This window comes from Methanospirillum sp. (genome assembly GCF_035560735.1).
GTDB lineage: Archaea > Halobacteriota > Methanomicrobia > Methanomicrobiales > Methanospirillaceae > Methanospirillum.
Genome location: NZ_DATMYY010000138.1, coordinates 1 through 10487, shown reverse-complemented (window position 1 = coordinate 10487; position 10487 = coordinate 1). Strand labels below are relative to the sequence as shown.

Below are 10487 nucleotides of genomic sequence, written 5' to 3'. Positions count from 1 at the left end.
CAATTCTTTTTCCAATAATCATTTGCCCGGAGTGATGATCCCTCCGGCAGTGATAAGGTTCTCATTAACTGTTGCTGAAATTATTTTCGGAATCTCTCCCCATATCACACTTTTATCGCCGAAGACTGCAAAAATTCCGTCGATTCCTTCTGGCAATTTTTCCAGACATGTATGGTCATCAAGTGTGAGTTCATTACACGCAGATGTTGCAACTGCATCCGCAAGTATGGGATCAGGACTGAAGACAGTTACACTGTCAGCAATTCCGAGTGATATCGAGGGGCCTACCGTTGCTGATGAAGTACAAATCCCGTAGATCCCTGATATAGGCTCTAATAGAAAAGCATATTTTCCAGAAAGAGGTGACTCCCCTGCAAAAAGACCGATGGTTATCTCCCGGTCAGCAATGAGTGCAATATCTCCACCATTATCAATCAGACAGAATTGGCATCCCTGAGCTATTACATCCTGAAGGGCAAAAGTTGCCACAGCTCCAGCGACAGCTGCCATGGGACCAACTCCAGCCTTCTCTGCAGCATCCGCCATCCGGTTAATAATCTGTGACGATGAGGTTACCGGGAGGGGTTCAAAGCTGGTTTTAAAAAAAGGATCAACGAGGATATACTTCTCAATCTCATGCCTCGCTTCAGTAAGTCCCTGACATGCAATTCTGATATCCTCGTCCTGATCAGCAACTATTGTGGCAATAGTCTCGTGTAACTCAAAATGATATCTGATGGGCATCAGATATCATTATTTGAAAGTGCCTGGTGCGGGCATGCAATCACACACCTGCCGCAGAGTATACAACGTTTTGTCTCGACCTGAAGTTCCCATTCACTGTTAAATGAGAATACTTCCTTTGGACAGACACTAATACATGACCCACAATCAACACATTCATCACGATCATGCCGTATTCCTTCTTCTAGGATGCTCACCTCTGCACCCAGACCTCGCATCTTTTCACTGATGAGCCGGCAGAATTCATCGGGCACATCAACCAGAGCCTCTTCTCCTTCGTGAGCGTCAGATCGTGCCCGGTCGACATTGATCAGGACTCCGGTATCCTTGACCACCTCTGCGATTACCGGCCGGCTTCTGTGTGAAAGTTTTACCAGCAGTTTCATGCTCCCTGCCCTCCTAGTTTGAAGAGTTTTCCGAGATCACTGGCATGAAGTATGGCAATACACTGGTTTTGCGCATCAACTACCGGAAGTGCACTTATCCGGTGATGATCCAGTTTTTGTGCTGCAATATCAACCGGTTCATCACACCGGGTAGTGATCACATTTCTAGTCATGACATCCTTTACCCTGACTTTGCGCTCCGGATGGGCTACAGCTTTGGCAACATCGAAGGTTGTTACAACCCCGACCAGTCTTCCCTGTTCATTGAGGACCGGAAGATGATTAGTTTCGCCTTTTAAAAGTTTTTTAGCAGCTTCAGGTATCTCTTCATCTTCTTTGATAGTTACTACCTTACGCTGCATGATCTCCTGGACAAGTGCCACCTTCCGGGTCTCACGCATTGGTTTGACCTGTTTTGAGGGATCAAGGCGCCTTGTTGGCAGACATAATGTCATCTGTCCGTCTTCTATCCACTGTTTCAGGGTTCTTGCAACTATCAGGGCTTTTCGGTAACTGGAGAGTGACGAGGTCCTGACCTCTTCGCCATTGAGTTCGATCCTCCCGGTTTTAAGATCAGCATAACTTACCTGGGTGATTAACGGACGGTTTCTTGAAGGAACACCGTAATCTTTGATACTCACAGGAATATCCTCATCCCTGATTGCGGTTCTTCTGACCACCTCGATATCAAGCACAGGAAGAGGAACTCCAACTCCCATGTACAGGGTCGGTCCGTATCTGTACATATATGCAGCCCTGAGAAAGTCGGTGGACATATCATTCATATCCGCAGTTGTCATCAGGGTTCCAAAGTTTCCTGCAGAGGAATGCTGCGTACCCTCACCAACTACCATCCCCGGTGCACCTCCAAGAAGGATCGGAACTCCGCTTCCGATGAGCCTGAGAGCAGGATCATTACAGAGGGGATTCAGGGTTCCTGCTCCTGAGAAAGTGACATTTCCTGAATGGGGCAGGAGGGTTCCCATGTAGGTATAAAGGGTATCATCTGAAGTATTGGTGGCTCCGTCGTAACGCTGATAAGCATTGCGTGGGTTGACCATAATCGCCTGGTTGAGATCTTCAAGCCGTACTTCTGTAGTAATATTACGGCGGGGGTAGCAATCTGATCCTGATGATTGTGCCCTGAGTTCGATCGCTTTTCCAGCAATAAAATCCTCGATGACATGAGCACCCCCGTAATTCTCGGCCCGGGTCACCGATTTATTTGTTGCTCCAATATAGGTATCAACTGCTGCAAGACCCCCGTATGCATCAACGTCATTGAGCCAGATACGTTCCATCTTTATAGGGGGCTCTGCATGACCAAAATTGAGAAATGCACCAGAAGAGCACATTGCCCCAAATGTCCCGGTGGTTACTACGTCCACCTCTTTAAGAGCTCCTTCTTCGCCAAGTTCGCTGACAATTGCGGGCATTTCATCGGCAGTGACCACCCTGGCCGATCCCTCCCTTATCCGCCGGTTGATCTCATCGATGGTTTTATCCATACTACTAATTATTTCGCAGTCTGATCAATTATATATTCTTAATGGATAATTCAGCAAGTGCCAAAAATATTGATTTAAGGAGAAATTGTGTGAATATGAAGAGTTCAGACAGGTTGGCTGCATCAACCGGAGATATCTATGCGTGATAGTGTACGTATTCTGCTGTATGGGGTTTTGACATGGCTTATCCCGTTTTTGCTTTCAATACCGTTCTATTCAGGAGGAGGACTTCAAATAGATCAGCAGTTGTTTAAGAGTATTATGATTGTTGCCGGAGCCCTAACCGGTGCAGCCCTGATAATTCATCTCTTCAGTGTCATGACTTTGGAATATCAGGCCGCCGGATATATCGCTGGTGTGGCCTGGCTTTTGATAAACTGGGGTCTTGATATTGTGATCCTAATTCCCCTGAGTGGATTTGATCTGATGTCATATGCATTCCAGATAGGGCTTCGGTATCTTGTTATTCCTGTAATGACAATTATGGCCGGGGTAGTTGCTGAACATGCAGCAAGAAAAGCGTCACAAGTCTGATCCATCATCCTCTTTTGCAGATCCGGAAACCGGAAAGAAGGCCGGGGTTACAGGTACATTATCTGCTGAACAGGAACTCCTTCCAGTTCTTTGGTACCTGTTGGCAGACAGAATAGCTCCCCAACTCTGCTGCAGATATCCTTCTCCCCTTGAGCAGATATTTAAGGTTGCAGTCAGGGAAGTTTCGCACAATGATGGGGATTTAGACAAAGCAGTTACCTTACTTCAGGAGATTTTCAAAAATGCATCTGCAGAAGAGATGATATTTGAACAGGCCGGCCAGCTCCTGAATATTATTGAGTGGAGACGTACGTATCATCCCTTATGGTTTGTACAGGGAGGGAAAGGTCGCAGGTTGAGACCTGGGAAATGTTCTGCCTATATCAGTCATGCAATGGTCCTCCTTCAGACCGGATCAGACGATGAGGCACTAAATCTGACCAAAAAAATTCTTGACTCTTCTGAACCTGAATCAGATGATGCGTATCTTGTATATCTCATCCGTGCAGCGGTATTCATCTGCAAGGGTGAAATATCACAAGGAGAGACAGAGTTTGCTTGTATAATCTCTAAATCACTCACAAATTGAAGGGATGGAAGTATTTTTCCCTCATTCATACACATGATAACAGATACGGGCAGGGGTCACGTCATGATCCAGAAACAGAAGAATATACTGATAATCGACGATGAATCTGTGTTCAGAGAAGCACAGTGTGATGCCCTTACTGCATGCGGGTACACCTGCATTGCAGTGGAAAGTGCAGGTGACGGGATACAACGCCTGAAATCTGAACATTATGATCTCGTACTTCTGGATATTATGATGGATCCTCTTGACGGCTGGGATACACTTGATCTGATAAAGACCCTCCCCCAGGGGCAGGATATACCGGTTTTCATGTCGTCTGCAAAATCTGTTTTCGCTGATGAAATCCTTCGTTTTGGTGAGCAGATCAGTGGATTTATAAAAAAGCCATTCGTTGATGATGATCTGTGTGAATATATCAACAAGTTCTTTGAATGGTATGATACAGTGCTTGCGGATGCAACAGGAGCCAAATCAAAAGGTGTTCCTTCTGATGTTTGCACTGAATGGACTTTGTTATCGCGACAAGTCCGGGCATTGAATGGATTGAAAGAGATTGTAAACCCCCGGTGTATTCCGAATGGAACAGAATCAGAAGAAGTGCTCTTTGCCCGCAAACAGAGAGAGATTCAAGAGCTCATTGATGATAAGATGAACACATTATCTTCAATTAATCGTGATTATCCTCCACTTCCGATTAGGGGCTGAACCTCTAATGAACTGGTCTGGTATACTCTTTCTGTCATCAATTTTAATTTTGCTCTCAATAAAAAAGTGTACGGAGATGTAAGACGATGATATACCGGGACGATATTGTCCTTGATCTGGAAGCCTATGCTCCACCAGATCTGGCAGAACCATTTGATCAGGGTAAGATCGGGCTGATAGTAGAAGGAAAGCAGGAAATAACCCGGGTTTGTACCTGCCTTGATGTCACCGCTTCGGTGGTCAGGCAGGTGATTGAGTTGGGGGCAGATATGATTGTTGCCCATCATACCCCCTTCTGGTATCCTCTCACAAGCATAAAGGGTTCAGATGCATCACTCCTTCGAGATCTCCTTAGCCATGAAATCAATGTGTATGTCATGCACACGAATTATGATCTTGCGGCTGCCGGAGTGAATCATTGTCTGGCTGGTCTGCTTGGACTCGGTTCGGTAAGGCCTCTCTCACTCGGGGTTGTTGGAGACTGCTATCTGACACCATCAATGATTGCTGATCACTTAGGTACTTCACTTCGGATCTGGGGTAAAGTAAGTGAGATCAGGCGGCTTGCGGTAGTCGGGGGATCAGGTTTTGATCCGGTGCTGATCAAAGAAGCATCTGATGTAGGTGCACAAGCCTTTCTTTCTGCAGAACTTAAGCATTCAGTGGCGAGATCATCTCCTTTGCCACTCCTTGAAGCTACTCACTATGCACTGGAAGCCCCTGCAATGCGGATCCTAGCAGGGAAAAAAGGCTGGACCTACATCGATGATCCGCCTGTATTGAGTACATATCCATGAGTGATCCCTTCTCGGATCTAGCGGCTGGCTCCCCGCTTAATGACTGGATGAGAAAGAGAATTGGTGCATATTACAAGAGCCGGGGAAAGAAAGCCCTTGATATTGTTGACCAGAACAGGGTCAAAAGATATCGGGATTTTTTTGTAGTGGTTGGTGACACCGGTGAGTATGTGGTTGAGGATGATTTCTGTTCCTGTGATGACTTTCTTCATCGTGGAGGTCGTTGCGCTCATATTCTTGCAGTGAAGGTTGCCCGGATAACCGGCAGGTTTGAACTGATCGATCTTTGGTACCATGAAGACCTTGCTGACGGTTCGGGTGGTACAGCCTTATAGAAGGCAGGAGAATAGCTAAGGCACTGCGGGAATCTTCATGATGGAAGAAGAATATCAGCTCGAATACTTCCGTACCCAGGATATGGTACGGAAGGTCTGTACCTCGTGCGGGAAAGCGTTCTGGACGAGGGACCCCGAGCGAACAGTCTGTGGGGATGCCCCCTGCGAACCATATCAGTTCATTGGAAACCCTCTTTTCAAAGCTCACACCGTGGATCAGATGCGGGAAGCATATCTCTCCTTCTATGAGAAGGAAGGCCATACCCGGATATCTCGCTATCCTGTTGCGGCTCGGTGGCGTGATGATATTTACCTTACCATTGCATCGATCGCTGATTTTCAGCCATTTGTAACAAGCGGAGTTGTTCCACCACCTGCAAACCCACTGACAATTTCTCAGCCCTGTATCCGTCTCAATGATCTCGACTCAGTTGGAAGATCTGGCCGGCATCTGACCTGCTTTGAGATGATGGCACATCACGCCTTCAACTCAAGCGGGAAGGAAATATACTGGAAGGATCGGACAGTAGAACTCTGTGACCAGTTCCTTGCAAGTATCGGGGCTGACATGAACCGGGTCACCTACAAGGAACACCCGTGGATTGGAGGAGGAAATGCAGGACCGAGTGTTGAGGTTCTGATCGGTGGGCTTGAAGTAGCAACCCTGGTCTTCATGAGTCTTGGAAAGCAAAAGACCGACAAACCTCCGGTCATGCTTGAAGGAAACCCATACTACCCGATGAATCTTCGAATCGTGGATACTGGCTATGGCCTTGAGCGTCTGGTCTGGGCCTCGAAAGGTTCTCCAACGATCTATGATGCTGTCTTTCCGGAAATGGTTAGCCATGTGATGCAGGAGGCTGGCCTTGGTTACCGCCTCAACGATCCTGACTTTATTCATATACTTGGAGAAAACGCAAAATTCGCAGGTCTCATGGATATCTCGGGCCAGCGTATCTTTGAGCTCAGGCAGAAGGTTGCAGATCAGATCAATATCCCTGTTGAGAAGCTTGAGAAGATGATTGCTCCGGTGGAGAGTGTGTATGCTATCGTGGATCACACCCGGTGCCTCTCCTACATGCTCGGGGACTGCATCGTACCCTCAAATGTAAAGGATGGGTATCTTGCACGTCTTGTGATCAGGCGAACACTCAGGATGATGAAGGACCTCAATATTGAGGACAGTTTCCTGGGTGAGATGGTCAGCAAACAGATGAAGATCATCGGGACTGAAAGGTTCGAACAGGATCCTGAAGTGGTCAATGAGATCATTGAGCGTGAGATCGAGAAGTACCGGACCACCATGGAGAGAGGGACTCGGACGGTCGAGCGTCTTGCACAGAGTTACAAAAAGAAGTGTGAGAAGATTCCGCTCAGCGAGATGGTCACCCTCTATGATTCTCATGGTATTCCTCCAGAGATGGTCCGCGATCTTGCTGCAGAGCAGGGTGCTGTAGTTGATCTGCCAGATGATTTTTACTCGCAGATTGCAGACAAGCATTCCGAGTCAGAACGCGAACCCGAAAGAAATCCCCTCTATGATTATCTTGACCGGCTTGCCCAGTTGCCAGAAACCAAAAAACTGTACTATGAGAAGCAGGGCTTGATGGAGTTTGAAGCTAAAGTCCTGGATGTTCTCGAAAACAGGTACGTAGTTCTGGATACCACTCTTTACTATCCGGAAGGTGGTGGTCAGCCTGGCGATACTGGTCTTATCCTGGCACCAGACGGACTTACAATCCGTGTCGAGGACACGATCAAACTTGGTAATTCAATTCTTCATAAGATCTCCGGAGGAAATCTTCAGAAAGGTGATACAATCCGTGGAATCATCGATGAAGAGAGACGTCTTTCTCTGATGAGGCACCATACTGCAACCCATATCCTTCTGCATGCTGCTCAGGAAGTACTTGGTGCACATATTCATCAGGCCGGTGCCCAGAAGGGTGAGACTAGTTCACGTATGGATCTCCGCCATTACAAGCATATCACACCTGCAGAACTCAAGAAGATCGAAGCTGCTGCAAACCGGCTGGTTATGGCAAACACTCCTACCTCTATTGGCTGGGAAGATCGGACTGATGCAGAGCAGAAGTATGGATTCCGCCTTTACCAGGGAGGAGTTCCGCCAGGTTCCAGGATCAGGGTTGTCAAGGTTGCCGGTGATATTGAGGCATGTGCAGGAACACATTGCGCCCATACCGGTGATATTGGTCTTATCAAGATCATCAGGGTCGAACATATACAAGATGGAATTGAGCGGCTTGAGTTCACTGCAGGTCTTGCTGCCGTGCAGTATCTTCACCAGATGGAAGGTCTTCTAACTGGTGCAGCAGAGGCATTTTCAGTCCAGAATGAAGCACTTCCCGCGACTGCGCAGCGGTTTTTTGGTGAGTGGAAGGATCAGCGTAAGGAAATTGAGCGGCTTTCTGCTAAAGTCAGTGAGCTTGAACTGAAAAACCTGACTTCAGAAGAGATCAATGGTAAGAATGTTCTGATCAAACGTATTGATCTTCCATCTGTAGAACTGGTAAAAATTGCAACGAGCATCTCTGCATCAGGGGGAGTTGCACTACTGATTGCAGGTGGTGAAACTGCACGGGCAGTGGTTTCCAGCGGAATTGACACAATAAAGGCTGGAGATTTGATCGCTGCGGTATGCACCATCCTTGGAGGAAAAGGTGGTGGGAAGCCAAACCTTGCACAGGGTGGCGGACCAGATGTGACAAAGATCGATCAGGCTCTTGCATCAGGTCGCGATATGATCATTACTGCCCTGAATGGGTAATTATCCTCACAAATACTTTTTTCTGATCTCTATCTGCTTTCAAAAGGCATAACTGACTTACTCAAAAACCGGAGACTATTATCTCCGGTACAAAACAAATGCCATAATAACGCTACAGACTCCGATGAAACCAGGTAGTGGTGACCTGGTAGGTGTTGGGAGAGGGGTCTGGGTGGGGGTACTTTGTGTCTCATTTGGGACTGGTGTCTGTGTAACTGTTGGAGTCTGGGTTTCTTTGACTGTTGGTGTGTTGTTCTCTCCACCTGTGACATTGAAAGAGAGTTCACCGATAAATCCCTCTTTGTCTGAAAGACTGACCTGATATTCTCCTGCTTGTGTGATTGGTATTTTGGTAGAGAAATGGCCGTCCTTGTCTGCATATCCAGGGCTGGTGATCAACTGTTGGGGACCAAATGTAAAGTTGTCAGGACCAAATGCCCGGAGAGTGATCACACCGTTATTTAGATCTTTTATCTTTCCTGTTACAACCAGGGCAGATCCAATATCCTGAGTATGAGAAGACTCCAAAGCGAGTTCATCTGAGCGATCTACTATCATCACAACCCTGCGGGTGACTGATGACGAGCCAAGTGAACTCTCAACGAACTCTTTCCCATCTGACACAATATTATGAATTTCAACCTTGTATTGTCCCTTCTGAAGATCTCGTGTCTCGAAATCCGATCTGAACAATCTGCTCTGATCCACTATTACTTTCTGTCTTGCCACTTCCCCGGCAGTGTACTTTGAGTAAAAGAGAACGATATCAAAATAAGTATTCTCAGGGAATGATGTTTCCCCGGTAACTGTCAGGGGGCTGCCAAGATTGACCTGATCCGGTGCATCAATGGTGATTATATATGCATCAGCACTGCAGATCAGGGCTGCTACAACAAGGAGAATGATGATAATCCGGGATCTCAATGACATACCAAGAGATCTGATCCCAGAATATTAGGCCTTATCGCCGATACCCCTTGTTGGATATCAGCATTCCATCGCATACTGCGCCCCGATTTTTTGGGCAATATCCTGTCCGGCGCTTGCTTTCACTAACTTTTCGAGGCGGAAAAAGAATTCTGGTGAGAGACAATGCAGCCCTTCTTCTCCGGTGAGCATGAGTTCGATAAGGTATTGAAAATCATCACCAGAAAGACGTTTTATACGAGCCTCAAAATCGTCTGGATCCGTGGAGTAATGGTTTGCAATCGGTGGTAATAGGGATTTATATGGAACACCTGATCCCTTGCAGGTCTCCCCGCTGAATTCTGGTGCCATGATCTTGAGAAGCTGAATATCCTTTTCACTGAGAACACGTGCCATACAAAGTAGTTGTATCTCTCCTGATATCCCCACTTCGGTTAGAGAGATTGATTGAAAAAATGTGGGCTCTTGGCATTATGATGGGTATGGCAGTCCAGACGCCGGGTGGATGAGTGAAATCGAATTGTGTGAAAAAATTAAGAATTAATTTGTTGCTGGTGTTGGAGGAGTGTACACCCGGGTAGCCATCTCTTTATCCAGCATATACAGCAGTCCGACACCTTTCTCCTGGCTTATCATCTTTAACTGTTCCAGGGTTGTCCGTGCATTCTCCTCTTCTTCCACCTGTTCACTGACAAACCACTGCAGGAAATTTACTGTTGCATGATCCTTTTCAGCCATAGCCAAGTCCACCAGATTGTTGATCATTCCGGTAACCTTCAGTTCATGATCAAGCTGTGCCTCAAATGCATCCTGTGGATTTTTCCATGATGATGGGGGTGCCTCAACAGCCTGCATCACTACCCGCCCTCCTCGTGAGCATAGGTAATCAAAGAATTTCAGGGCATGATCGCGCTCTTCCATTGCCTGAATACGTTCCCAGCTGGCAAACCCTTTCAGACCTGTAGAGTCGAACCATGATGACATTGAGAGGTATAAGTATGCTGAATAGAACTCTGCATTAATCTGTTCATTAATTGCTTTTTCGAGTTTTGGGTTCATTGCTCCCTTTGGTGTTGTTTTTCGTATAGGTGCCATGAGTGCTGATATGCTCTGCTCATATTTATTGATGAGGGGATGATTTACAAATCAAGGAATGTTTATCGACAACTTC

General features: G+C 46.7%; 12 protein-coding genes. 6 read left to right on the top strand and 6 right to left on the bottom strand.

What is annotated here, in order from left to right; genetic code table 11:
* Positions 1-18: 18 nt before the first annotated feature.
* Genes VN429_RS04235 through VN429_RS04225 form a run of 3 tightly spaced genes read right to left on the bottom strand, consistent with a single transcriptional unit; the run spans position 19 to position 2638 of the window.
* A complete protein-coding gene (locus tag VN429_RS04235) occupies positions 19-744 on the bottom strand; it encodes a UPF0280 family protein (RefSeq protein WP_325630136.1) in 726 nt (241 codons plus the stop codon).
* Positions 744-1130 carry a 4Fe-4S binding protein gene (locus VN429_RS04230; RefSeq protein WP_325630134.1) on the bottom strand — a complete coding sequence of 129 codons (387 nt, stop codon included), beginning with the start codon at positions 1128-1130 and terminating at the stop codon, positions 744-746. Before VN429_RS04230 ends, VN429_RS04235 begins: the two co-directional genes overlap by 1 nt.
* Entirely contained in the window at positions 1127-2638 is a 1512-nt protein-coding gene (locus VN429_RS04225) for a homocysteine biosynthesis protein (protein ID WP_325630132.1), read from the bottom strand. Before VN429_RS04225 ends, VN429_RS04230 begins: the two co-directional genes overlap by 4 nt.
* 138 nt (positions 2639-2776) lie before the next feature.
* Here VN429_RS04225 and VN429_RS04220 point away from each other — a divergent pair, with 138 nt between their 5' ends.
* From VN429_RS04220 to alaS, 6 genes are all read left to right on the top strand, one after another.
* Complete coding sequence (locus VN429_RS04220) at positions 2777-3172, top strand: hypothetical protein (protein ID WP_325630130.1); 396 nt, start codon at positions 2777-2779, stop codon at positions 3170-3172.
* A complete protein-coding gene (locus VN429_RS04215) occupies positions 3144-3761 on the top strand; it encodes a hypothetical protein (RefSeq protein ID WP_325630128.1) in 618 nt (205 codons plus the stop codon). The genes VN429_RS04220 and VN429_RS04215 overlap by 29 nt, the downstream gene beginning before the upstream one ends.
* A gap of 63 nt (positions 3762-3824) precedes the next feature.
* Positions 3825-4469: a response regulator gene (locus VN429_RS04210; protein ID WP_325630126.1), complete on the top strand. Its 645-nt coding sequence runs from the start codon at positions 3825-3827 to the stop codon at positions 4467-4469.
* Between the two features lie 86 nt (positions 4470-4555).
* Complete coding sequence (locus tag VN429_RS04205) at positions 4556-5266, top strand: Nif3-like dinuclear metal center hexameric protein (RefSeq protein ID WP_325630124.1); 711 nt, start codon at positions 4556-4558, stop codon at positions 5264-5266.
* The gene (locus VN429_RS04200) at positions 5263-5601 is read left to right on the top strand and encodes an SWIM zinc finger family protein (RefSeq protein WP_325630122.1); all 339 of its coding nucleotides are present in this window, start codon (positions 5263-5265) and stop codon (positions 5599-5601) included. Before VN429_RS04205 ends, VN429_RS04200 begins: the two co-directional genes overlap by 4 nt.
* 37 nt (positions 5602-5638) lie before the next feature.
* Entirely contained in the window at positions 5639-8389 is a 2751-nt protein-coding gene (alaS, locus tag VN429_RS04195; RefSeq protein ID WP_325630120.1) for an alanine--tRNA ligase, read from the top strand.
* A gap of 78 nt (positions 8390-8467) precedes the next feature.
* On the opposite strand, the gene VN429_RS04190 is transcribed toward alaS, so the two are convergent.
* The 3 genes from VN429_RS04190 to VN429_RS04180 all read right to left on the bottom strand — a co-directional run bounded on the left by VN429_RS04190 (position 8468) and on the right by VN429_RS04180 (position 10411).
* Positions 8468-9319 carry a hypothetical protein gene (locus VN429_RS04190; protein WP_325630118.1) on the bottom strand — a complete coding sequence of 284 codons (852 nt, stop codon included), beginning with the start codon at positions 9317-9319 and terminating at the stop codon, positions 8468-8470.
* A 57-nt stretch (positions 9320-9376) separates the two neighbouring features.
* Complete coding sequence (locus VN429_RS04185) at positions 9377-9712, bottom strand: hypothetical protein (RefSeq protein WP_325630116.1); 336 nt, start codon at positions 9710-9712, stop codon at positions 9377-9379.
* Between the two features lie 144 nt (positions 9713-9856).
* Positions 9857-10411 (bottom strand): ferritin, encoded by a 555-nt coding sequence (locus tag VN429_RS04180; RefSeq protein ID WP_325630114.1) that lies wholly within the window; start codon positions 10409-10411, stop codon positions 9857-9859.
* Between the last annotated feature and the right edge of the window lie 76 nt (positions 10412-10487).

What these genes read in the sequence shown, in the direction of transcription:
- VN429_RS04235 (WP_325630136.1), bottom strand. Translation starts at nt 744, where the DNA reads ATGCCCATCAGATATCATTTTGAGTTACACGAGACTATTGCCACAATA.
- VN429_RS04230 (WP_325630134.1), bottom strand. Translation starts at nt 1,130, where the DNA reads ATGAAACTGCTGGTAAAACTTTCACACAGAAGCCGGCCGGTAATCGCA.
- VN429_RS04225 (WP_325630132.1), bottom strand. Translation starts at nt 2,638, where the DNA reads ATGGATAAAACCATCGATGAGATCAACCGGCGGATAAGGGAGGGATCG.
- VN429_RS04220 (WP_325630130.1), top strand. Translation starts at nt 2,777, where the DNA reads ATGCGTGATAGTGTACGTATTCTGCTGTATGGGGTTTTGACATGGCTT.
- VN429_RS04215 (WP_325630128.1), top strand. Translation starts at nt 3,144, where the DNA reads ATGCAGCAAGAAAAGCGTCACAAGTCTGATCCATCATCCTCTTTTGCA.
- VN429_RS04210 (WP_325630126.1), top strand. Translation starts at nt 3,825, where the DNA reads ATGATCCAGAAACAGAAGAATATACTGATAATCGACGATGAATCTGTG.
- VN429_RS04205 (WP_325630124.1), top strand. Translation starts at nt 4,556, where the DNA reads ATGATATACCGGGACGATATTGTCCTTGATCTGGAAGCCTATGCTCCA.
- VN429_RS04200 (WP_325630122.1), top strand. Translation starts at nt 5,263, where the DNA reads ATGAGTGATCCCTTCTCGGATCTAGCGGCTGGCTCCCCGCTTAATGAC.
- alaS (WP_325630120.1), top strand. Translation starts at nt 5,639, where the DNA reads ATGATGGAAGAAGAATATCAGCTCGAATACTTCCGTACCCAGGATATG.
- VN429_RS04190 (WP_325630118.1), bottom strand. Translation starts at nt 9,319, where the DNA reads ATGTCATTGAGATCCCGGATTATCATCATTCTCCTTGTTGTAGCAGCC.
- VN429_RS04185 (WP_325630116.1), bottom strand. Translation starts at nt 9,712, where the DNA reads ATGGCACGTGTTCTCAGTGAAAAGGATATTCAGCTTCTCAAGATCATG.
- VN429_RS04180 (WP_325630114.1), bottom strand. Translation starts at nt 10,411, where the DNA reads ATGGCACCTATACGAAAAACAACACCAAAGGGAGCAATGAACCCAAAA.